Origin of the sequence: Sodalis sp. (in: enterobacteria) (genome assembly GCF_036327475.1) — a bacterium.
Lineage (GTDB): Bacteria > Pseudomonadota > Gammaproteobacteria > Enterobacterales > Enterobacteriaceae.
The window spans coordinates 1,082,330-1,105,392 of record NZ_CP132913.1; the positions used below are offsets into that span (position 1 = coordinate 1,082,330).

20 protein-coding genes and 6 pseudogenes are annotated in these 23,063 nt (G+C 53.7%); 13 read left to right on the top strand and 13 right to left on the bottom strand.

All coding sequences use genetic code 11. The annotated features are described in order from the left end of the window. The first annotated feature begins 64 nt into the window (after positions 1-64). From GPOALKHO_RS05915 to GPOALKHO_RS05940, 6 genes and pseudogenes are all read left to right on the top strand, one after another. Complete coding sequence (locus tag GPOALKHO_RS05915) at positions 65-115, top strand: hypothetical protein (protein WP_406703408.1); 51 nt, start codon at positions 65-67, stop codon at positions 113-115. Between the two features lie 47 nt (positions 116-162). Next, positions 163-384, top strand: a complete 222-nt coding sequence (locus tag GPOALKHO_RS05920) for an IgaA/UmoB family intracellular growth attenuator (protein WP_406701672.1) — start codon at positions 163-165, stop codon at positions 382-384. A gap of 101 nt (positions 385-485) precedes the next feature. Next, the gene (locus GPOALKHO_RS05925; RefSeq protein ID WP_406701673.1) at positions 486-773 is read left to right on the top strand and encodes an IgaA/UmoB family intracellular growth attenuator; all 288 of its coding nucleotides are present in this window, start codon (positions 486-488) and stop codon (positions 771-773) included. 311 nt (positions 774-1,084) lie between these two features. Next, a pseudogene (locus GPOALKHO_RS05930) lies at positions 1,085-1,393 on the top strand (heat-shock protein). A 45-nt stretch (positions 1,394-1,438) separates the two neighbouring features. Next, a pseudogene (locus tag GPOALKHO_RS05935) lies at positions 1,439-2,239 on the top strand (Hsp33 family molecular chaperone HslO). 549 nt (positions 2,240-2,788) lie between these two features. After that, a pseudogene (locus GPOALKHO_RS05940) lies at positions 2,789-3,235 on the top strand (phosphoenolpyruvate carboxykinase (ATP)). A gap of 578 nt (positions 3,236-3,813) precedes the next feature. Here the strand turns inward: GPOALKHO_RS05940 and envZ are convergent. The 3 genes from envZ to GPOALKHO_RS05955 form a co-directional block, all read right to left on the bottom strand. Beyond that, positions 3,814-5,190: a two-component system sensor histidine kinase EnvZ gene (envZ, locus tag GPOALKHO_RS05945; RefSeq protein WP_406701675.1), complete on the bottom strand. Its 1,377-nt coding sequence runs from the start codon at positions 5,188-5,190 to the stop codon at positions 3,814-3,816. Further along, complete coding sequence (ompR, locus tag GPOALKHO_RS05950) at positions 5,187-5,906, bottom strand: two-component system response regulator OmpR (protein ID WP_406701677.1); 720 nt, start codon at positions 5,904-5,906, stop codon at positions 5,187-5,189. Before ompR ends, envZ begins: the two co-directional genes overlap by 4 nt. 212 nt (positions 5,907-6,118) lie before the next feature. Further along, the gene (locus tag GPOALKHO_RS05955) at positions 6,119-6,319 is read right to left on the bottom strand and encodes a GreA/GreB family elongation factor (protein WP_406701679.1); all 201 of its coding nucleotides are present in this window, start codon (positions 6,317-6,319) and stop codon (positions 6,119-6,121) included. A 1,127-nt stretch (positions 6,320-7,446) separates the two neighbouring features. Between GPOALKHO_RS05955 and feoA the strand changes: the two genes are divergently transcribed. From feoA to GPOALKHO_RS05980, 5 genes are all read left to right on the top strand, one after another. Then, positions 7,447-7,674 (top strand): ferrous iron transporter A, encoded by a 228-nt coding sequence (gene feoA, locus GPOALKHO_RS05960; RefSeq protein WP_406701680.1) that lies wholly within the window; start codon positions 7,447-7,449, stop codon positions 7,672-7,674. 76 nt (positions 7,675-7,750) lie between these two features. Beyond that, entirely contained in the window at positions 7,751-10,060 is a 2,310-nt protein-coding gene (feoB, locus tag GPOALKHO_RS05965; protein ID WP_406703409.1) for a Fe(2+) transporter permease subunit FeoB, read from the top strand. Then, the gene (locus tag GPOALKHO_RS05970; protein WP_406701681.1) at positions 10,057-10,218 is read left to right on the top strand and encodes a hypothetical protein; all 162 of its coding nucleotides are present in this window, start codon (positions 10,057-10,059) and stop codon (positions 10,216-10,218) included. The genes feoB and GPOALKHO_RS05970 overlap by 4 nt, the downstream gene beginning before the upstream one ends. A gap of 1,079 nt (positions 10,219-11,297) precedes the next feature. After that, positions 11,298-11,486: a hypothetical protein gene (locus GPOALKHO_RS05975; protein WP_406701682.1), complete on the top strand. Its 189-nt coding sequence runs from the start codon at positions 11,298-11,300 to the stop codon at positions 11,484-11,486. 54 nt (positions 11,487-11,540) lie between these two features. After that, entirely contained in the window at positions 11,541-11,720 is a 180-nt protein-coding gene (locus tag GPOALKHO_RS05980) for a hypothetical protein (protein WP_406701683.1), read from the top strand. A 78-nt stretch (positions 11,721-11,798) separates the two neighbouring features. Here the strand turns inward: GPOALKHO_RS05980 and bioH are convergent, their stop codons facing one another. Beyond that, on the bottom strand, positions 11,799-12,572 hold the full coding sequence (bioH, locus tag GPOALKHO_RS05985) for a pimeloyl-ACP methyl ester esterase BioH (RefSeq protein WP_406701685.1): 774 nt from the start codon (positions 12,570-12,572) through the stop codon (positions 11,799-11,801). A 620-nt stretch (positions 12,573-13,192) separates the two neighbouring features. On the opposite strand from bioH, the gene nfuA reads away from it, so the two are divergent. After that, entirely contained in the window at positions 13,193-13,768 is a 576-nt protein-coding gene (gene nfuA, locus GPOALKHO_RS05990; RefSeq protein WP_406701686.1) for an NfuA family Fe-S biogenesis protein, read from the top strand. A gap of 522 nt (positions 13,769-14,290) precedes the next feature. On the opposite strand, the gene GPOALKHO_RS05995 is transcribed toward nfuA, so the two are convergent. The 8 genes and pseudogenes from GPOALKHO_RS05995 to GPOALKHO_RS06030 all read right to left on the bottom strand — a co-directional run bounded on the left by GPOALKHO_RS05995 (position 14,291) and on the right by GPOALKHO_RS06030 (position 20,006). After that, positions 14,291-14,506: a 4-alpha-glucanotransferase gene (locus GPOALKHO_RS05995; protein WP_406701687.1), complete on the bottom strand. Its 216-nt coding sequence runs from the start codon at positions 14,504-14,506 to the stop codon at positions 14,291-14,293. Positions 14,507-14,606: 100 nt separating this feature from the next. Then, on the bottom strand, positions 14,607-14,792 hold the full coding sequence (locus GPOALKHO_RS06000; protein ID WP_406701688.1) for a hypothetical protein: 186 nt from the start codon (positions 14,790-14,792) through the stop codon (positions 14,607-14,609). Between the two features lie 381 nt (positions 14,793-15,173). Then, entirely contained in the window at positions 15,174-15,299 is a 126-nt protein-coding gene (locus GPOALKHO_RS06005) for a hypothetical protein (protein WP_406701689.1), read from the bottom strand. Between the two features lie 153 nt (positions 15,300-15,452). After that, positions 15,453-15,647, bottom strand: a complete 195-nt coding sequence (locus GPOALKHO_RS06010) for a hypothetical protein (protein ID WP_406701690.1) — start codon at positions 15,645-15,647, stop codon at positions 15,453-15,455. Continuing rightward, positions 15,644-17,263: pseudogene (locus tag GPOALKHO_RS06015) on the bottom strand (glycogen/starch/alpha-glucan phosphorylase). Before GPOALKHO_RS06015 ends, GPOALKHO_RS06010 begins: the two are co-directional and overlap by 4 nt. Before the next feature lie 675 nt (positions 17,264-17,938). Next, positions 17,939-18,564: pseudogene (locus GPOALKHO_RS06020) on the bottom strand (DeoR family transcriptional regulator). Positions 18,565-18,590: 26 nt separating this feature from the next. Next, on the bottom strand, positions 18,591-19,439 hold the full coding sequence (gene glpG, locus GPOALKHO_RS06025; RefSeq protein ID WP_406701691.1) for a rhomboid family intramembrane serine protease GlpG: 849 nt from the start codon (positions 19,437-19,439) through the stop codon (positions 18,591-18,593). Between the two features lie 303 nt (positions 19,440-19,742). Next, positions 19,743-20,006 carry a hypothetical protein gene (locus GPOALKHO_RS06030; RefSeq protein ID WP_406701693.1) on the bottom strand — a complete coding sequence of 88 codons (264 nt, stop codon included), beginning with the start codon at positions 20,004-20,006 and terminating at the stop codon, positions 19,743-19,745. 102 nt (positions 20,007-20,108) lie between these two features. Between GPOALKHO_RS06030 and GPOALKHO_RS06035 the strand changes: the two are divergent. Then, positions 20,109-20,884, top strand: a pseudogene (locus GPOALKHO_RS06035) (FAD-dependent oxidoreductase); the annotation flags it as partial. Between the two features lie 1,060 nt (positions 20,885-21,944). On the opposite strand, the gene asd reads toward GPOALKHO_RS06035, so the two are convergent. Continuing rightward, positions 21,945-23,051 (bottom strand): aspartate-semialdehyde dehydrogenase, encoded by a 1,107-nt coding sequence (asd, locus tag GPOALKHO_RS06040; protein WP_406701694.1) that lies wholly within the window; start codon positions 23,049-23,051, stop codon positions 21,945-21,947. Between the last annotated feature and the right edge of the window lie 12 nt (positions 23,052-23,063).

The following is a 23,063-nucleotide window of genomic DNA, read 5'->3' on the forward strand; positions in this document are numbered from 1 at the left end:
ATCCGGTCCAGAGCAATGAAAACAAAACTACGCCGGGCTGGCCTCAGCCATTTTAAAATCCGGCATGATACTGCTTGATGATTTTAGCGGCAGCGTGCTGAAGACCAAGGCGTGATGTCAGGATGACACCGCTCCTTAAATAAAAGACCACAATCGGCGCTAGTGCATTTGGCCAACGGGCGCGACTGGCCGACGATCGTCAAACGCGTCCGCGCGGGTTCATTGAAAGGCATTAATATTCCGCTGCGTCCCGCAAGCATCGATACGTTGAAAGAGCTGGTCAACGCCGCCGCCGACCATTTTGCCAGCGAAACGCGTAACGCCACTCACGCGCTCAACAGCCTACCGCCAGGCGGTTTTGATGCGACGAAGAGCAGCAACTGACTAGACAACCGTTGCAGCTCATGCTATTCGCTAGGCCAGCGTAATTAGTGAAGTTCGCGCCGGGGAGGGTCTCTACCCGCCGCACACACTGTTTAACGCCGATGGCGTTATCTACCAATATCACCGTCGAGGCCCACGACACACGTCACATCTCGCTACATATCGAGCCCGAAAGGGTCTCTCTGTGGCGCAACGTGGGCACCACGTTGTCGCTGTTGTTGATGTTGCTTCTGACGGTCGCCGCGTTTAACACCATTTTGCTGATACGTCACCTGCACAACGAACGACGCCGGGCGCGGAATATCCGGCGCTATTATGATGGCTACTTTAACCATGAGCGGTGTCCCCGGGCGGTAACCGCTTTGGCATCTGAGCGGAGGACGCAATGAGCGGCAGTCCGCTCAGATGCCAAAGCGGCTTAATGCGTGCACTGCGGCCCTCGTTCAGGCGGAAAGGCGGCATTATCACTCCGACCGAAGCTGGCGCGCTAATAAATCTGGAGTATCACAGCGTGCACCATACATTGAGCGCTATCGTCTTGGCGTCAGCAATCCCGATTTTTGCTAGGTGCCCCAAGGCGTTCCGGCAGCATTCGGTACTGAGCGATTGCCGCGTGCTGCCGCCTGCGCTGGCCGGCATGGGGCGCCTGACAACCCGGAGGTGAAATGAACCCAATGAACCCAAAGATGTTAACGGCAAGATTCCGGCCGTGCGGCTGGATAAGTGGCTGTGGGCGGCGCATTTTTAATGGACGGCGCAGCAAGCCGAGAAAAACGATAGAGCTGGGCATAGAGATTATGCTGCATCAAGGCAATAAGAAAATAATGACGAACGTCAGGTGAGCGTGCGCGCAATTGGCGATCAGCGCCACTCGCTCAGCGATGGGCGCAGTTGTGTCAGGGGAACGATGCCAGTTTCGCCAAGCAAATGCCCTTATGATGCCCCATCCGACAAGCGCCTGGATCAAAAAGAACGCCGCAATCTGATTAAATTTAAATATGGCAGGTGAGGCGCAATAACCCGCCCGGCGGCACCGCAGGCATGAGAGACCATAATGACCCATCAAGACCAGCTGCACCGTTATCTTTTTAAAGAATATTCCGTCAGGGGTGTATTGAGCCAACACAACCAGAAAACGCTGTGTAGGGGGCTTCTGGTGGCAACCAGCTTGTTTACCACCACGCTGAAGTTTACCGGCGAGATCACCGTCCAGTTACAAGGGAACGGCCCGTTGCGTCTGGCGGTGATGAACGGCGACGATCGGCAGAATATGCGCGGCCTGGCGCGTGTTGACGGCGAAATCGCCGCGGACGCCAGCGGAGGGCGAGCGGTGGGGGTGGTCGGTTCTGGAAGGTCTCGGATTGTCTAGCAAACTACCTTCTGTAATCGGAGCAATTGCTGACGCGATTGTTTATCTGCACTAGCGAACTTAGGGCCAGATGGCTGCCACCGGCCTGCTGAAAGTATTCTCGATCAGGATACTCACGCCGATGATTTCGACCATTTTGCACAGCTCACCGCAACGTGAAGGGCAACGAATTGTTCGCTTTACCGGACAACGGGTTTTAACCACCTCTATCATCAAGATGAGGTGACGGTCTACCCGCCGCAATCTGTGCAATTCCTTTACACTTGCTCCCGCCAGCGTTGCGGTGAACAGAAGCTGAACGACATGCTCGAGCAGGACGGTGAAATGGATATGCATTGCGATTTTTGCGGCAGCCATTACCGTTTAACGCCGACGCCATCGCGTCCCTGGCCCTACAGCGGCAGGCGGCGGAAGGTCGCGCGTTACAGATCTAGGGCTAAATCTATTACCCTGCCGGACGATTGCCTCTTCGGCGGCATATGTTAAGGTAATAACTTATTCCCCGTGCGCCCACAAAATAACTTAAAGCCTGCCCGGTTAGGTCAATCCTTCGGCGCGCCCACCTCTAACCCCCACAATTGACAACGATACTTATTGCACTAATGGGCAGTGACATGGTAAGTAACCGCAGCAATAGCAACCGCAGCAATAGCTCAGTTATGGTATAATGGGCTGCCGCGGACTGGTGTGCAATCCAGACTACGACCAAATGTTTGCAGAAGACACTGACCCCACCGCCAGCTGGTTTGAAGGCGGAATCCTTACTCGATCGGGCGCGGTGGCGGTGGATACCGGGATTTTCACCGCTCACTCACCTCGCGATAAGTATCTGGTACGCGAGACTCTATTGTAGCCTGATCATGGCAAAAACGCCAATGACAATCATTCCCTTGACCAGCAGACCTGGGGTCGCCCTCAAAAGCGGATAGGCCAGCAACTTAGCGGCAAGCGCTTGTTTGTCATTGATGCTTGCTGCGGTGCCAATAAAGGTGCGTTTTGTCTCGTTAAAATGTGTTCATCCGGCCGAGCGACGAAATGCACCCAAACTGGCGTGAACAGGACCGACATTCAGAAAACTTTGTCGCTTGCAATCTCAAGGAGGGCATCCAGCTTATCGGCGCCACATGGTATGGCGGCGAAAATGAAAGAGCTGTTCTTGGTGATGAACTACCTGCTGCCGCTAAAGGGGAACGCGTCCATGCACTGTTCGGCCAACGTCGACGCGAGGATATCGCGCTGTTCTTCGGCCCTCCGGCACTGGAAACACGCTATCGACCGAGCCGCGCTGCCGTCTGATCTGGGATGATGAACACGACTAGGACGACGATGGCGGTATTCAATTTTAAATGGGCTGTTACGCTAAAACTATCCACTTTTCCACAGAAGGTCGAGCCGGAGATTTATCGGGCGATTCGTAACGCACTGCTGGAAAATGTAGTAGTGCGGGCGGACGTCAGAGTGGATTACCATCGATCATATTGAGAATGTCGTCAAACCGGTGTTGCGCGCGGAACACGCAACGCGCGTCATTTTTACGGCGAATACCTTTGGCGTCTTACCACCGGTCGCCAGCCTGTCGATGGAATAGGCGCAGTATCATTTCCTGTCCGGTTTTATCGCCAAACTGGCGGGGACCGTGAGCGGAACGTGATGGCGTGGCACCATCTTCCGCCTACTTTGGCGCGGCATTTTTATCTCTGCATTCCACCGCCTGCGCACGCGCCTTTTTGGTCAATGCCGGCTGAAAGAGTAGCGATAAACGGCTCTCCCTCAAAGACACGCTGGCGATTATCAACGCCATTTTACGCGGCGATATTGACGACAACGCCGGCGAATAGCGGATTAAGGGGGGGAGATTTAGCCCAGCGTTTTATCGATAATTTCACCAAATTTACCGACACCCCGGCAAGTGACGGGCGCTTGTGAGCGAGGGCCCACGGCGCTAACGCTCTCTGCTCCTGTACCTAGGACGGGTTACCTTCTCGCCAAGGCACCGCGCTACGCGATGGTCAGCCTGGATACGGCAGGCTTTCTGGCCCGGCATCGTGTCATACCGCCGCTTAGTCGATGCTTTTGCCGGCAGTTTTGGCTTCACTGACGCTAGCCGCTTGATCCATTGATGCGACCGGCAGCGGTAAGTAGGCGCGGATACGCAGCCCTTGCCGGGCGCTGCGGCCGATTTCCAGCTTGCCGGCATGTGCGTCGATGATACGCTGCACAATAGCCAGACCGAGGCCGGTACCGCTTGTGCTGCGCGCGCTGTCGCCGCGCACAAACGGCTGGAACAGATATTGTAGCTGATCCGGCTTAATGCCTGGACCATCATCCTCGACCTCAAACCAAACACGGTTGATGTCACGGCCACTATTCACCTTGATCCAGTCATTACCGTAGCGTGCCGCGTTCACCACCATATTCAGCGCCGCCCGCTTGATGGACATCGAGTTAACGTTAACGATCAGCTCCTCGCCGCAGATATCGGTTTCAATCACGCGCTCATAACCGCTCTCTGCCATCACCACTTCGGTCAAGATGCTGTTCAGATCCGCCATCTCGGTCTGCATCTCCTTGCCGGTGCGCAGATAATCAATAAATTGCTCGATAATGGCGTTGCACTCTTCGATATCTTTATTGATCGACTCGGCGAGATAACCGTCTTCCACGCTCATCATCTCCGTCGCCAAGCGGATGCGGGTCAGTGGGGTGCGTAAATCATGACTGACGCCGGCCATCAACAGAGTACGATCATCCGCCAGTAGCTTGACACCGGCGGTCATCTGATTGAAAGCCCGGGTCACCGAGCGCACCTCCGAGGCGCCATATTCCCGCAGCGGCGGCGGAATAATGGCCTTCCCCGCCTGCAGTGCGGCGTGTTCCAAATCCACCAGCGGCCGGTTCTGAATACGAATAAAAAGCCAAGCGCCACCGATGGCCAATAACATAATCACCAAGGTATAGCGGAACAATGGCGAGAAGCCACCCTGATGAATTTCGGTTAGCGGAATGCGTACCCAAATATCCGGTGATAACCAGGTTTTCAGCCAGACAACGGGGAAATTTTTGACGACCTCGACGCGCACGTCAGTTGGGCCGCCCAGCTGCTGCGCCATTTGCTGACTCAGAAACTCATAATGTTGCGCCCAGCGCAAACCGCTCTCTTCCGCGGCCGGATTGGTATACAGTGAGATACCTAATTCACGGTAAATTTCGCGCCGGAACGCCGGCGGCACTTCCAGCGACGTACCGTCCTGCAGCTGCAACCGGTCGGTCATCAACATTCTGACTTCATAAGCCAGAATCTTATTGAATTGTTGCAGACTTGGCAGAATAGCGAAATTTAGAATCACCAGGTATGTCGTTAGCAGGCTTGTGAGTAGCGAGGTAACGACTAGTAGCAGGCTGAAGGAACTGCGCGGAGAGATGCACCATCGCATCATGCTTTACTGGCGTCCGGCACAAAGACATAGCCCAGCCCCCACACTGTCTGTATATAGCGCGGATGGGCTGGATCTCCTTCCACCATGCGCCGCAGACGGGAAATCTGCACATCAATGGAGCGCTCCATAGCGCTATACTCGCGGCCGCGCGCCAGGTTCATCAACTTATCTCTGGATAACGGTTCGCGTGGATGGCTGACCAACGCTTTGAGCACCGCGAATTCACCACTGGTCAGCGGCATCGGCTCATCTTCTCGAAACATCTCGCGCGTACCGAGGTTGAGCTTGAATTTGCCAAAAGCGATAATCGCCTCTTCCTGCGACGGCGCGCCTGGCAACTCGTTGGCCTGCCGGCGAAGTACCGCGCGAATGCGGGCCAGCAGCTCGCGCGGATTGAATGGCTTGGGAATATAGTCATCGGCGCCGATTTCCAGGCCAACAATCCTGTCCACTTCTTCCTCTTTAGCGGTCACCATAATGATGGGCATCGGGTTGCTCTGGCTGCGCAGCCGGCGGCAGATAGACAGGCCATCTTCACCCGGCAGCATCAGATCCAGCACCATTAAATGGAAAGATTCCCGCGTCAGCAGACGATCCATCTGCTCAGCATTGACGACACTGCGTGCCTGAAAACCCTGTTCGGTCAAATACCGCTCAAGGAGCGCCCGCAGGCGCATATCATCATCCACTACCAGGATTTTGTAATTCTCTTGCATTGTCTCTTTCCCAAAAGCGAAACGCCCGTCGGTGGATCACTAACAGCGATTTCGGGTGACCATTCTAAGCGAAATTGTTACAAAGCACATGAAGATGCGCAATTATCAACACCTTCCGCGCCTGATCCGATAATAACATCTGTCGTGCCGTCGCGAATAATAATTAACGTCCACGCCGGTGCGCAGTTTAACGGCAGTGTCACTGTGTCGTATTATTCGCGGTAAGCGATATCAGTGATATACCAGGTGTGACGCCCGCCGGTGTATGACCTCCGCCTCGCCATCCGCCGTCTTTTTATTAAGGCGCGCACCATAGGTGAGTCAATGGAAATGCGGTTCTTATGTTTGTAGATTTCATCGGGACTGGCGATACGAAAGCGTTTTGTTTCACTCTCCTGGCCTTCCACCTCCACTCAGATGCAAAACACCCACCGTCCTGCTGCGGGGAATAGTCCACCGCCCACGATTCTTTACGGTACGCGGCGCAGATAGCGCACACACAGGGAAATCTTGCGCAGGATTTTATTGCTATAACGATAATCCGTATTTTCACTGCGTTCTCAGAGGCTGGCGGCCCAGGCTACCTTTTCGGTAATTCCGGCCGTAGCGCTTCCACGGGTGGTCTAGCTCATCGTGTAATTCCCGGTAGCCTTGATGACGGGTAAGTAAGGTTGCTCTTCATCGTCATCAATCGTCACAATACATCGCCAATAACGGCAATAACAACGGCAATATACCATAGCGACCCATAGCGACGCCGAGGGTTAACAAACCAGGGCGGCTGGCGCTTTGTCGCCGCAAACCGTATAACCTGTGCAGGTCCACAAGTAATCCTTATGACAAAATGAACTGTGACGCATGAATAGAGAGTCATTGAACCACCTTATCGCCGGGAGCTGAAAGCCTGGGCGGAGCAGGTGGAGCCGCTGTGCAGCTGCTGGATGAAGGCAATACCGCGCCTTTTATCGCCACTATCGTAAAGAAGTCACAGGCAGCCTGGACGAACGCAGTTGCGTACGCTGGTTGGAAACGCGCCTGCTGGGTTACTTACGCGAACTGGACGAGTGACGTTTCTGAAATCAATTGACGGCCAAAGAATGGAGAACTGGTAAATAAATATTTTAATTATTTCTTTATTCACTATTCGCTATGAGTATAATTATCTCGACGCTTATTTAATATTCACTGCCTATTGGTACAGGGTTATTTTCGTTTTCTGCCATGCGCCATGACTAACAAAATAGACGACCCCACCCCATTGCCCGGAATTTTCGAGACGCTTAAAATTTAAATATTGTAAATACAATACATTGCATCAAACAGCAGAGAATAGATTTTTGCAATCGCCACTGAAAAAAAGAATTTGGTTGATGGTTTGTTTTATTTAGCGCGGGTAATAAGGTGATAGAATTATTGCTATTAATAACTATTACTTTTACCATTTTCATTAATTAACACTGCGCCTGTCCGGTTGACAAATCATACCCAGTGGTATTTACCGTTTACGCCGTGCTTTCGATCACCATGCAAGAAGGTCACTATGCAACTGCAATTGCAGCACCATTATAAAATTACCGGCTATGCCAAAGAGATTCCTCCCACCTTCCGGCAAAAAATGCTATCCCTTGGTATGTTGCCCGGCAGTTCGTTCCAGGTGGTGCGTGTCGCCCCGTTGGGCGATCCTGTGCAAATCGAAGTACGGAGGGTACAGCTGGTATTACGAAGAAAAGATCTGTCATTGCTGCTATTGAGCCGTACCGACGGTTGACCCGCTCTGCTCCGAACGCGTCGTGTGCTCGGGGTAATCCGTTTGTATTTGTCACTGCTTACAGGTTTTATTCATGATCACTACACGCACTGTGGCCTTGATCGGTAATCCCAACGCCGGCAAAACCACCCTATTCAACCAGTTGACCGGCGCTCGCCAGCGAGTCGGTAACTGGGCCGGCGTTACGGTGGAACGCAAAGAAGGCTTTTTTATCACCGCCGCGCGGCATATTACGCTGGTCGATTTGCCGGGCGCTTACTCTCTAACCGCGCTGTCGCAGCAATCCTCGCTGGATGAACAAATCGCCTGTCGGTATATCTTCGAACAGCAGGCTGATATGCTTATAAACGTGGTCGACGCTGCCAACCTGGAGCGTAATCTTTATCTGACGCTACAGTTACTGGAGCTTGGTATTCCCTGCATCGTGGCGCTGAACATGCTGGATATCGCCTACAGTCAGGGCATTAGCATCGATATTCCAGCACTGGGGCGACGGCTCGGCTGTTCGGTGATCCCGCTGATATCCACCCGCGCTGAGGGCATTGAAACCTTGAAGGCGCGGCTGGACGGCCCGCTACCGGCGGCACCGTCTCTCACTGTCGACTATCCGCAAGCCGTCCGCCAGGCGGTAGAACAGCTACAGCCATTCATCTCTCACGCATATTCGCTACGCCAGCGGCGCTGGCTGGCGCTGCATATGCTGGAAGGGGACATTCACAGCTATGAGTTGCTAACCTCTCCCAAATGGCTGGAAAGCCTGCGTGCGGGCCTGCAACAGGATGCGGCATTGGCGATCGCCAATGCCCGCTACGCTACCATCATCGCTCTCTGTCAGGCCGTCAGTAACGGCCATTTGACGCAGACCAACCGCCTGACAGAGCGTCTTGACGCTGTGCTACTCAACCGCTGGCTTGGCGTGCCGCTGTTTTTTATGGTGATGTATTTTATGTTCATCCTCGCCATCAATCTCGGCGGTGCCCTGCATCCGTTGTTTGATGGCGGATCTACCGCATTGTTCATCGACGGTATTCAATGGCTTGGCTATCAGCTGCACACGCCGCAGTGGTTAACGCTGCTGCTGCTACAAGGCATAGGAGGCGGGATCAATACCGTGCTGCCGCTTATTCCGCAAATCGGCATAATGTACTTGTGTCTGTCGTTTTTGGAAGATTCCGGCTACATGGCGCGCGCCGCGTTCGTCATTGACCGGCTGATGCAGTCCCTCGGCCTGCCGGGCAAGTCGTTCGTGCCGCTGATTGTCGGTTTCGGCTGCAATGTGCCGTCAGTAATAGGCGCTCGCACGCTCAACGCGCCGCGCGAGCGCCTGATGACCATCATGATGGCGCCCTTCATGTCCTGTGGCGCGCGGTTGGCAATTTTTGCCGTCTTCGCCGCGACTTTTTTCGGCCAGCACGGCGCAACATTGGTGTTTTCGCTGTATCTGTTGGGAATTGTGGTAGCGATTCTTACCGGATTGATGTTAAAATACACGCTCATGCGTGGCGAAGCGATCCCGTTCATCATGGAGCTCCCGGTGTACCACTTGCCGCACATCAAAAGCCTATTATTGCAAACTTGGCAGCGGCTGAAGAGCTTCGTGTTTCGGGCCGGTAAGGTCATCGTTCTAGCCAGCATGCTCATTGGCGCGCTTAACAGCTTCACGCTGCACGGCGAAACAGCGGACAACGTCAATCACTCTGCGCTCGCGGCGGTGAGTAGAACCCTCACCCCTCTACTCAAGCCGATGGGCATCCATGAGGATAATTGGCAGGCCACGATTGGGCTGATTAGTGGTGCAATGGCAAAAGAGGTAGTGGTGGGGACGCTCAACACGCTGTATACCGCCGAACAGATCACCCGTACCCCGTTTGAGCCGGACGCATTCGATTTATTGGATGAATTGTCTGGCGCCATGACGGAAACCTGGCAGGGAATACAGGATGTCTTCAGCTTCAGCGTTCTCGCCAACCCTATCGAAGCCAGTAAAGGCGACGGCGAGATGAGCAGCAGCGCCATGGGAATGATGAGCAGAAAATTTGGCAGCGCTACCGCCGCTTACAGTTATTTGATCTTTGTTCTGTTGTATGTGCCCTGTGTTTCGGTCCTTGGCGCTATTATTCGAGAAAGCAGCCGCGGTTGGATGCTACTGTCGGCACTATGGGGTGTTAATATGGCTTATTCGCTGGCAACGCTGTTCTATCAGGCGGCTACTTTCATACAGCATCCGCTTTACAGCGCAACGGCGATAGCGGCAGTTATCGTAGTCAATGGTCTTTTGATTGCCTGCCTCTACCGCTGTCGGGATCGTTTCCAGCCAGGGCTGTCCGATCCTTACCCTGCCGCCAGCCCACAGGCGGCGAAAGCTGTCACTAAGGAGGAGTGGTGACTAAACTGATGCAGTTGCGCGACGCACTGGAGATGGGTCAGGCCGAACAGGTTAGCAGCGACGACACGCAGCGCTCACTGCTGGCGAGCCCTGTCATCGGTTGCGTTCAATCAAATGACCATACGCTCATCAATGTATCCGTCGCTGCCAGTCCTTGAATCGGTACAGCGCCGGAAAATACGCATTCCAGCCAATACTTAGCATAGAAATTAATCGCCTTCCCCGGCCCACCCGCAACTGCCATCAATCCACTTAACGATTTTGCTCCCAGTGGCTACAGTAACAACAAGGTGTCATTGCCACGTTTATGCTGTGTTAGCGCGTCGTCACATTAACAAGGTGCCATGATGGAAGACCCGCTTGCCGAGAGAGATTGACTCCACCACCTTAAGCCAGGGGCAATTGGACACCATCAAGAGCCAAATTAGCTTCACAAAATCCACGCTGCACCAGGCGCGCAAAACGCACTGGGATTAGGACGAAAAACGCACTGGGATTAGGACGATGTAGTGCTTATCGTCTCCAGCCTCTTTCTAGAGGCGGAAAAACCACTTTCGATACCTTCACTACTTTTAGTCACCGACTACGCAACATGTTTTCCCTGATGTATTGATGGTTTTTGTCATTGATTATCAACATCGTCGGCAGTCGGCAGCAGAGATCGCCTAGCTCAATCGTCCGGTTGATGTTGATTTTATCTGTAATTACATGTCCGCCAAAGTTGGCGGGTGAAAGGCTATCTGGCGGGTCTAAACCTATGCCCTCACGGCAGCACCCTCTGGACAACGTTCAGCGCCGATCAGGTGGATCTCACTTTGGCCACCCTAAGTACGTCGCCGTCATCGGCGTATTGCTGCACTATTTGATACAAGGTGCGGACTATATTCACCCGGACACGGTGGGCTATCTGTGGAAAGAAGTGGACTCGTTTTATCAATTTATAAACCAACGTGCCCCATTAAGATAACATTAACGATTTCGGCAACGGCCGCGTGAAGCGCAGATGATATACCAGTTTCCGCTGACGCCGCTTGTGCTGCACGCACTGCACAACGTCGGCAGCTGCACTCTGCGGCACTGGGCCGCGTGGCTGAACATCGGCTGCGGCACCACGACCTTTTAACTTCCTCGCCTCCCATATGACAGCATCGGTATGAATCGAATCCGCTGCACGGCATTACTGCCGGAGGCGGAAATCATCCGGCTCGCGCACGTTCTGAAGAGCGAGGGTGAGCTGGTGTTTTATAAACAAAATACCGATGGCACCACCAACCACTATGAAATCAACGTTACCTATTTGGATGCGTTTGACTGGCACGATGGGACGCGTCTAAGCCGCTTTACTATGCTATTGTTGGTGTTTTCCGGGCGTGCCAGCTTTTATGTACAGAGCATCCTAGTGTCACGCAATGACAATGTTGGATGAGGAAACCAGCTTGTACTCGCGCTTATTCCTGGCGCTAAGCACTCTTATCTGGCTGTGTCGTTGGAACAGGTGTTTCACTCCGATGTTGCCATGGAGGTGCTAGAGTGGAATAAAAATATGCCGCTCGCCTTTTACGTCACGCCGCCGGCCAGCGACTGCTGTGTATCTAGTATCTATAATAGCTGCACTCTGCCTGATGGCGATTATCGCCAATTGACCGCCGACGGAACGTAATTGGGTAGTGGTCCGCTTTGGGCATTGGCGCAATCGGCCTAGGTTCCGGATTGGGCCGCAGTACCACCGCTAACGCAATCAGGTAACGGTCTGACTGAAGTCGCAAAGCGCCTGGCAGAAAAGCACGGGATGAGAAATGAACGGCGCATGCGCCGCGCCAGCAAAGACGATGCTTTGGCTAGCGGGACTGCATTTATCCACTAATGGAACCACTTTATGCGGCACCAGGCCGTCCAGATAGCCGTACAGGCGCAGCAGCGACACGTCAAGTCGTCCTAATGCCGGGCGCAAATCACTAGCACGCAACAGTGCCAGCCCGCCGGCCAACACTTCTGTCTCTGGTGTTGGCTGCGCCAATACTACACTTTTCAACCAGCGCGCATCTTGACGCGCGGACTCGGTTCCCAGCGTTTGCAGACCAAGAAAACGGCTGACGGTTCGGGTGAAATCTGAACGCAGCTCCTGTGCAAAACCTTCCAGCACCTCTGGCCTTATCCCTGGCCAGTCGCCATCAGCGCAAAAACGCGGTGAAGAGGCCACAGTAATCAGGCCAGCGACCGCTTGGAGACGCTGATACGTCACCGTGGTCGCCACCAGGCCGCCGAGCGACCAGCCTAGCCATAGCGCGCTGGCGGGGGCCCGTGACGCCACTTCCTCCGCCATCTGCTCCAATGTCAGTGCCCCGTATCCGCGGCTGCGGCCATAGCCCGGCAAATCGACCATGTGCAGGCGAAAATGTGGCGCTAGCTGGGGAATAATGCGAGACCAGACACCAGCATTCAGTCCCCATCCGTGCAGCAGCACAAGATCGCGATCACCGGAACCGGTCGTTTGCCAAAACAGTGATGTCATCTGTTATCATCCATAAAGTCGGAAACAAAAGGTTGACCCTATACTAATAATCAGCGCCCTGTATTGGTTATGCTGGCAATCGCCTTGGTTTGGCCATCACGGCGCTTGTCGCCGCTGCGTTAGAGTGCTGCTAGCGGAGCGGAGAATTGCCTGCCCGTGCTGTGGATTACCTGCCGGCTGCAGACTCCGCCCTGGCAAATTCTGCTTACAGTGGGAGACTACCCGCACGCCGCGAGCCGGCTGGTGACAAAGCTCAAATATCAGGGTGACACCGGCCTTGCCCGTGCTGGCGCGGCTGCTGTGGTTACGCTAGCGTGATCGCGTCGCCGAGGGAGATGAACAGTCAGATTTGTTGTTTAATGTGCCTTTGCATGCCTCTCGTCACTGATGTAGGGCTATAATCAAACTGAACTGCTCGCTGGTGCGCTTGCGCGCTGGCTAATAGCTTCCGCGGTGCCTTCTTACTTATGCCGCGTGGATGTAGCTAGGAAATGGGTGATGATGTTGGATGATATTGACGCGCGCGAAGTGCAACTGTGGAGCATTTGTCGCACCTTGTAGTCTGTGAGAGAAAGGGCGTATAGTATCCTACTAGTTTAGTCAATTATTGAGTGAATGTTATGATCCGTATTACAGATGCTGCCCAGGAACATTTTGCTAACTTACTATCCAATCAGGAACCCGGCACCCAGATCCGCGTGTTCGTTATCAGTCCTGACACGCCAAATGCGGAATGCGGCGTGTCATACTGCCCTACGGATGCAGTAAAGTCCACCGACATGGAGCTGAAATTCGATAAAATATCGGCCTATGTGGATGAACTCTCCGCCCCTTACCTGGAGGATGCGGAAATTGACTTCGTCACAGATAAGCTCGGTTCCCAGCTGACGTTGAAAGCCCCAAATGTCAAAATACGCAAAGTGAACGACGAGGCGCCACTTATCGAGCGGGTTGAGTATTTGCTGCAGTCGCAGATTAATCCACAGCTGGCGGGCCACGGCGGTCAGGTGACGCTCATAAAAATCACTGATGATATGCTAGCCATCCTTCAGTTCGGCGGCGGCTGTAATGGCTGCTCGATGGTAGATTATACACTTAAAGAAGGGATCGAGAAAGAGCTACTGGAGAAATTCCCTGAACTGAAGGGCGTGCGCGATTTGACCGAGCATCAGCGCGGCAAACACTCCTACTATTGATCGGCGATAGGCCAGACTTGACTAACAGCGTTAGGCCAAATCTGCCGACGGAGGTCCGCTAAAACAGACCATCGGCATTAAGTCCGATCCGTGAACGGGGTTAGCGAGCGTTTGCCCGACTTGATCCCCGGCGTCCCCCTCGCTGCCCTCCCTTCCACGCCAGCGATAAACCTCCGTCGGCAGTTAGATAATCTTAGGGTCGTCAAACAGGGTCTCGAGACCCTACGTCAGTTTCGCCAGTGAGAACAGGCATCAGTGATACCAGGCACATTGACCGGTGTTGCCATCTGCAACTAGTCTTCGAGCTGTAGCCCCAGAAGCGCGCTGCAGCATGGGAAACTTCTCCTTCTCAGCACAAGGGTGTAGCGGCTGGCAATCAGCCTGCGCGTCGCAACGCGTCCAGCAACGCCTGCCCTCTAGCTGTCGGTCCTCCAGCAGCAACTGCCAGGTCTGCTCATTGTCATACAAGCCAAGCCAAAAAACAGAACCCTATACGAATACACGCCCATGGCACGCAGCTTCTCACCAATATCTGCCGAGATCCTCGCCGATAACCATACATTGCTGGCGCCGGCTCTCAATGGCTAACACCGCCAGAAAATCTGCCATCGGGTAGCGCACATAGGCCACGTGCTCAGGACCATAACACAAGCAGTACCCAAAACACATCAACACCATCACATGATCAAGGCGCAGCGGGCTGCAGTAGTGCATATTGGCGCGCAACATATCGAACATATCGATAAACGATTGCGGCAGCAGTTGCTAATTCACGAGGACCCAATCGGTCCGGCGCGCACCCACCGACGCGTATGGAACAGTACAGGGCGGGATCGGCTCAGGTTTCTGCACCGCCCTCGCCGACGCCAACCGCCAGATCGCGATAGATCCCTACCGACATCCACAGCCGTTGACTGAATCGGTAATAGCCATCCAACTGCCTGGCCGCCAGCCATTGTAAATAACTAAAAAGTGTTTCGTCTTGGTGCTGTCGCCTCGAACGCGCCAGCACGGACTCAGGCAACTGTGCACAACCTATTTAATGTGCAAATGTGCAGGTGCATCAAAAATAGCCCGCTGATAAAGGCTGTCACCGCCGGCCGCAATAAACTCCGCTAGCGATTGGCGTTTAAGATTATCCGCCGCACATCTGAATTGCGTCCAAGCATAACGCTGTGTCGTCAGTTTCATCGTCATTACTGTGCATAATCCACCTGGTCATTCGCATACAACGCCTGTAACCGGCTCCCAGCTCCCAGCTCCCAGCTCCAACCACAAAAGCTACTCCTGCGCATTGTGCAGAAAATCGTTCAGCCCGCCCCAACATCAAATAAGAACTGGCCCAATCGGGGTGGGTCTGATACAGCATATGCAGCGGGTTAACGCTAACAAAAGCACCGTCCAGTCAGGCTATCCCGGCGATCATTTGCGCCAAATCGGCGATACTCCAATTGCGTATTAAACGCAGCGTATAGAGCTGGACCTGCTGCCCCATCCCCATAGCTGCATTCCGCCCCGGTCGGCGGCTCATAACCGCGCTCTGTGTCGACAATTACCCTGCATTCCAAGCGTGCACAAACACACAGCGTCAACCGATGGTAGCCGTCAGACACCCATCGGCAGCGTCAGCAAGCGCTCACGGTAACCACCGGTGACCCATACAGGTGGCAGCGGTGCCAAACTGTCACCGGCGTCGGCTCCCGGCATCGCGTCCAATAAGTAGCCGCAGCGTTTCCGGGCTGATGCTGCGTGGCCATTGCCATGCGTCGAGACGCACTCGCTGATAATGCCAGCCCGCCGCACGCTGATAAAGCGCGTCCGCCACTGTCATCGGCATGTTCCGTGCTTGACCATGCTCATCCATAACAAGTGCCATCACGGCATCATCAGCTCAACGTTTTGTCTACCAGATAGCTGCTGATAATCATGTGCCGCGCGGTCCGAGCTGAAGAAGCTGCCAGCGCGGTATTTACCACCGCGCTGCGTGTCCAGTTATCGGGGCGGCAATATAACGCGTCCACCCGCTGCCAGACTTGGCAATAGGCGGCGAAATCCGCCAGCATCAAATTAAGGATCGCCGCCTATTGCAGATTGTGCAGTAAGGAAACGTGAAGGTGTGCTTGTCTTTGAAGCTGTATCTACAGCTGACCAATCCGCCAACAACCCTTTCATCGCCTCATTCCGCTTCAAAAATCGCACCGGTTTATGGCCGTCGGCGAGCAGCGCCTTTACCTGGCTTACCGTATAGCCGAAAATAAATATATTCTCCTCGCCTACTTGCTCGGCAATACCCGTCATCTAATGGATTTTAGCCGCCGTTTGTTGCCGTATTTAATCTGCTGAAAACGGGCGCGAAACGCCACATTGTCCGCATGGGGCGCCAGCGCTTGCAATCTTTCCGGGTGAAGCAGCCTTTGCCAATGGTTTCATCAATCCGCCCAGCCAGCGCCGGATTACACTGTTTCAACCAACGGAGTTGAGTAACACCGTTGATCACGCCTTACGCGGCCATAGCCAATAATGATCGGGAAACAGGTCTCTTTCACTGGTTCAGAAAGTAGCGCGGCGACGCCATTGACAGTAAAGCCACATACCACGTATAAATTCTCCATCCGTACTTGTTACCCTATATGCTCGCTAAGCGGCGCCATACCGCGTTGTCGCCATGCCGATGCTGCTCCAAGCACGCGCAGTCGATCGTTAATGTTCCTGATAATGGCGAAAAGGCGCAGCAGTAGCGTCTGCAGTAGCTTCTCAATGCTACGTATAGTTGGTATAGGCGAAAGTGCGTGACGTAATCAACAAAGGCCTCATCCCATGTGAACCGATGTTGGTCGAGCAGCAAGCGGCATGCACAACATTTCATGGCGATAGCCGGATGGGTATCATTGAGCTGAATAACTTCATAATTCGGCAGAGTTTCCAGACTGCGGCCAAATGGTGACGGCACAAAATGTCCGCCACGGCACAAGCGCACTGGAAATACTGCTGCATCAGTCGTAGCTATTTATCTTTCTGATGGTTATCGTTCGGGTAAAGTACTTTAGGGAACGTGTCGACTAGGGAACGTGTCGACGTCGATCCCGTCCCGTCGGCTTTAAGGAATTTCCCGTCATTAAAAACGCCAGATTGAACGGATATGCGGACGTGTCGCCCGCCATAAACGCAGCGGCAGCACCGCACTGTTGCCAAAATTGACTACCTGCAAATCCAAGGTTTCGCCGATCAGCGAGAACGGCGGTTCCCAGTGGCTGCCGCCCTGATTGTCTTTCACCAGTTTGCCATCAAACCCGACGTCACATCTGGCGCTGCGTTATGACGGAACCAGGGATAGGTTTCGCGATGCCAGTCGTCGAAGGATTCCATTACTGGCCTTTGGCGAATGTCTGGAAACTATGCTGGTAATTCAGCCGGTAGCCCGATGGCTGGCTGGCCCACGGTCGCCATGAAATCCATATAGCAATCGGCCAGGTGGCCCAGGCCGCCGTTATCCAGCGCCTAATCGTCTCGTATTTCAGGATATCGGCAAGCTAATCTGATAAGCCTCGAACACTCTTTTGACCATGTCATACCCGCTAAGATTGATAAGATTATTGCTAGTCAGGCGTCCCAAATTCCATGTACAGGTCATTGATATAGCAGAAGATTTTATTACTGTCACCCGGTTTAGGGACTTTGGGGCGATACTTTCATTGATCACCGTGCTGACCGTCTGTCACCACTGCAACGAGGCCATTTCCCGCGTGCCGGCGAGACTGTTAACGTTGCTACTGGTGATCTGGCGCTGCGCCTGTTTTCACAGCTTTATCAAATTTTGGCTGAACATCTCTATCCTGTTAGGCTAACCTAAACAGTGCTGGAAAATCGGCTACTAATCCTGTCATCATCATAGTTATTTCCACGCCCATCGCAAGCGATCGCCATAGCAACCCACGGTTATCCAAAAGCTTAGCGGAGGGGCACGCTGTGCCTGTGGCCATATTAAACTGCGGCGTACCTTAAGGGGTCGCCGTTCATGTCGCCGTGCAAAAGGCATCGGAATGGTCTGGCTAAGCGCCGTGATGATCAAAGAATAGACAATACCATTTAAAATGGGAAAGTCGGCGTGAATTTTTACACTCGAGACCTTACGCTTAGCACAGGTTCACTTGGAGTGTCCGGTAAGAGTCATCACCCGACGGCAAGTTGGTCGGTAAATGGATCATCTACCAGCTCTATTTGATTGACCATGGCGCTGGCGCTGCGGGCGAATTTAGAATTGCCGGTCACCAGTATCACCACGCAGCGAGAATTGTCGATAATCGCCCGTTTGATGCGCACCTCTAATTAAACTTTAGCAGCGAGCCATCCAAATCAATGCTGCTGATGCTGAGATGCCGTATATAGAGGGCGGCCTCGCCGATAATGCCGCCGTCGCACAACGTCGCCACGTTAAGATTATTGGCGGACCACCCGCAGTTTTATGACCCAGCAGCACGTGCACCACCGCCTCCGGGGCGTGGTGCCGAATCGATGAACAGCGTGGCGCCGTCGGGGATTTGACCGGCGACGCGCGCCGCAATGCGCGCCTTTTTCGCTGACCACATCACCCTGCATCGTGGTAGGCAGAGTTGACCGAACTCGACGGCAGTGCTGCGTGGCCGTAATGGCGCTGAGTCTTGTTCTGTTTGGCCAAATCGTTCAGATTGCGCCGTATTATCTGTGGACTGACGGTAAAGTGATCCACCAGTTCCTCGGTACTGGCGTATGATGGCGAACCAGCTCATAATGGCATCATACCGCTGTGTTTGCTTCACATTGACTCCTCTGTGCTGCCGGCCGATCAGCGCCGATCGCTGTGACTCCGATACCGCCGTGTTTGCCAAAACGCCATCAGCAGGCCCGTTACCAGACCTGCCACGTGCGCGGCATTAGCGATTGCGATCCCCAAGATATTAAAATGGCCGGTAATGAGGCACAACAGGGCGAACACGATCACTCCGCGCGGCATAGATAGCGGCTCGCCGGGATTTTTCTCGCCATGCCACCAGACATAGCCTATCAGCGCATACACCACGCCAGACAGGCCGCCAAAAAAGCTCCCGCTAAAATGTGACTGCACCACGCCGCTGACGATTGCCGATAGCAGGAACAAAATGAGTAATGACGCCACACCGCGGTAGCGCTCCATCAGGCCAGCCAGATACCACCACCACGCCACATTGAACATCAGGTGCAATAGTGAGAAATGCAAAAAGGCATGGCTGACACAGCGCCAGATCTGGGCATATTGGGCCGGACCGGCGGGATACGCCATCGTGGCCATTACCCAATCATCGCCGAGCAGAGTCATTAAAACAAAGACCAGCACGCACAGTGCTGTTACCCCTAACGTCAAAGGACCGGCCTGCTGATGCAGCGCCGGTAGATCAGTGAGCAGGCCGGATCCCGTCACGCCGCGGTAATGTAACGAACCGGTACGCCAGCTAGCGATCTGATAACGCGGATGCTGCGGTTCAAGTAAAAATGCCTCAAGCGCCCCCTCGACCTGTTCCAGTTTTTCGTCCTGGGCCAGCCACAGCTCGGTATAACGCCCCTGCTGACGCAACTCCATGTCCACGCCCTGGGTTTTCATATAATCAATGAAGACCAACGCCAGGCGCGCCTTAGACAAGGCGGCAACTCGAATCATATTTCACTCACGCTATCATAATGAGGTAATGGTGGGAAAGAATAAGCGATTCGCGGGCTAACGCGCGGCTCGACGACTTCCACGTGCACCAACGCCGCTAGACGTTCAGGCAATATATTGCGCCAATATTCTGTGGAAAGGCTTCAGCCAGGTGTCAAACCCGCACCCCTGGCTCAGCAGATACGCCTTTACTGCTATTGCCATGATAGCATATCATCAGTACCGAACGAGTGGTACCCTGTTGCGCCAAAATGCCGACAAAATATCATTGCTCAAAATGGAACGCGCCACGGGAATACCAGGCTACGAAGTTTGCTGATCGCGAATATCAGCAGTACCACGTCCCCGCTGCCAGCGATCCCTAGCCAGTTCTACGCTGATTGTTGCAAATTGATCCATGCCCCTGTCGCCTCGTTGAATGAAAGATAGCACGCCTCGCGGTAGTAAAAGAAGTGTAGCAAGCCGTTGGCCGGCATGCAGCGCTTTCGCCGCCACTCCTGTCGCGCCATATCGGCGTCGCCGTGGCAGCAACCCGCGCTGATCGAGTAAAAACGTTAACTGCGTCACGCATTGCCTCTTTTTTCACAGAGTTCTTATATGTTAGTTTGCGCTTACAACCATGAGCAAAACGAATATAAAAGAATTGTAACGCGCATTGGAAGGACTTGAATCAGTAGTGGGATCAACGGTACCGGTATTGCTGCCAACGACACCGAGCGTGGAATGTCCGTATTGCTGTTGGGAGCGCAGGGTTCGGTGTGTGCCACATCGTCCGCCAGCTCTAAACTCATTCACGGTGACCTGCGCTATCTCGAAGTTATAAATTTCGCTTTGTGAGCGAAGCGCTGACCGAACGAGAAGTGTTGTTAAAAATGGAGATCTATATTACCTTTCCGATGCGCTTTCGACTGCCGTGCCGGCCGTATCTGCGCCTGGCGTAGATGATTCGATCGGGCCTGTTTATATGATCATCTTGGCAGGCGCACCCCTCTGTCGGCTCAGTGAGGGCGTTCGTTTGGCATGGATTCGGTCCTAACACCGGAAATCGTGCGCGGTTTTCGTGCGCGGTTTTGAGTATTCAGACTGTTGGGTAGGTGATGCGCGTCTGGTGGTGCTCAACGCTCAGGAAATAGTGGCGCGGGGCGGCGATATCAAAACCCGTACGCAGGGGCCCGTGCCTGGCGAGAAAACGGTCTGTGACACAAAGTCGAGGCGCGCGATAGCCTGGCCGTCAAGAGTCATCCATCTCTGACAGGACAAGGGAGCTGGCCAACGCCATCGATCCTTGGATAAAACATTGCATCGATGACAGCTTGCATTTACCGTCGCAGTACGGCATCCGCCTGGATAAAAGGTAACCATACCGTCGTGCTGCAGGTCCATTTCCAGCCGCAGGCGTACATTCTGCAAAACGAAGTCACTGCATTGCATTCATCATCCCCTGGATGGAAACGCTCTCGATTATTGGCTCCACCGACGTGAAATATCATAGCGAATCCTGGAAAGGTGTATATAGATGACGGCGAAATTGACTATCTGCTCAAGGTTTATAACGCCCGTTTCAAACGGCTCTCTGGGCTGTGGGAACATCGTCTGAACTTACTCTGGCGCACACCCGCTGTGCGACGATGAATCCGATTCGCCGCAAGGCGGTGACCCCGCACTTATACGCCATCGTTAAGTGATGAAGATGGTAAGGCGCTGCTACTGTCGGTATTTGACTGAAAATTGACCACTTATCGCGGGCTGGCCGAACATGCGCTGGAAAACTGGCTCACTACTACCCCACACGCCAAAGGCGCCTGAACCCGCAACGCGGTGCTGCCTGGCGACGATTTCACCGGTACTCGCGACGACTATGCCACCGTGTTGCGCCGTAAATTCTCCTTTCTGAGGGATCGGCTTTGAGCCGCCTTCGCTCGCGATAATTTATGATTCATATAAAATTAGTCAACAGTTACCGCTGGTAAAAGAGTTCCCGAATACCGTTTTCCTACCGCTGGCGCATCGGATGGCGGCGGCCATCACAAAAATTAAATTCCCAACGACAGAAAAACCTGCCACGTATTGGAAATTTTTATTAATTATTAAGCCTATGAAAACTTAACGTCGCTCAGTTAAATTTTAATTATCCAAAAATACGTTGGCAATAGATATTGCATTAAACGCCATGAATGACAAGCGCCAGCGGATCGTTAATCAACGGATTGGCGGAGAGAACGCCGCGCGGATCTGCGCCGATAACTGGAGGGGCCGACCGTACTCTGGTGCGGCCGCGTCATGCGCGTTATCTTTATCTTTCCTCATTGCGCTGGGACATGAGAATTTCAGCCTATATGAATTGCCGGAGCGCACGATGGTGCTTAAAATGCCACGGGCATTAACCTGGCGCTGGTCACACAAGGGAAAAACAGGTGGACATTAGCGCAAGTGAAGTCAGTTTGCCCGGCGGCACAGCGAAGGGCGACTCTCCGCCCCTCGCTACAGGCGGCAAGGAGGCAGATATTAGTGAGCTACCTGGCGCAGCATGCGGCGCAGAGGTTCGGCTGCGCCCCACAACAGCTGATCGCCGACGGTGAAGGCCGAAAGATACTCCGGCCCCATGTTCAATTTACGTAGCCGACCGACAGGCGTTTTCAGTGTGCCGGTCACCGCCGCTGGCGTCAATTCTCGTATTGACAGTTCTCGATCGTTAGGTATCACGGTCACCCAGTCATTATGGGTTGCCAACAAACGTTCAATTTCCGCCAGTGGAACATCCTTCTTCAGCTTCAGCGTAAACGCTTGGCTATGGCAGCGCAGGGCGCCGATGCGCACGCATAACCCATCCACCGGAATTGCCTGACTGGGGTTGAGGATTTTATTGGTTTCTGTCTGGCCTTTCCACTCTTCGTGGCTTTGGCCATTTTCCAGTTTCTTACCTATCCAGGGGATCAAACTACTGGCCAGTGGCACGCCAGAGTTATTCGTCGATAGGGTGCCGCTGCGGGTTAGATCAGTGACCCGCCGCTCGATATCCAAAATGGCTGATGCCGGATTTTGCAGCGGTTTCGCTACCACGTTGTGTAATTGCCCCATTTGAACCAGGAGTTCACGCATATGACGTGCCCCCCCGCCGGATGCCGCCTGATAGGTTGCGACAGAGGCCCACTCCACCAAATCCTGGGCAAACAACCCGCCCAACGACATTAGCATCAGACTCACGGTGCAGTTACCACCAACAAACGTCTTAATACCGCGATCCAAACCCTGCTGAATCACTGCCTGATTAACAGGATCAAGAACGATAATCGCATCATCGCGCATACGCAGTGACGCCGCCGCATCAATCCAATAGCCTTGCCAGCCGATTTTGCGTATCCGCGGATAGATTTCGTTGGTATAATCGTCGCCTTGACAAGTCACAATAATGTCCAGCGCGCTGAGCGCCGCAAGGTCCAGTGCATCTTGTAGCACATCCTGTTGGCCGTTGACTACCGGCGCGGGTTGACCATGTTGAGAAGTGGAAAAAAATACCGGGCGAATGGTGTCAAAATCACGCTCTTCAGTCATACGCTGCATTAGCACTGAACCAACCATACCGCGCCAACCGATAAAACCAACGTTTTTCATGCTTAACCGTCC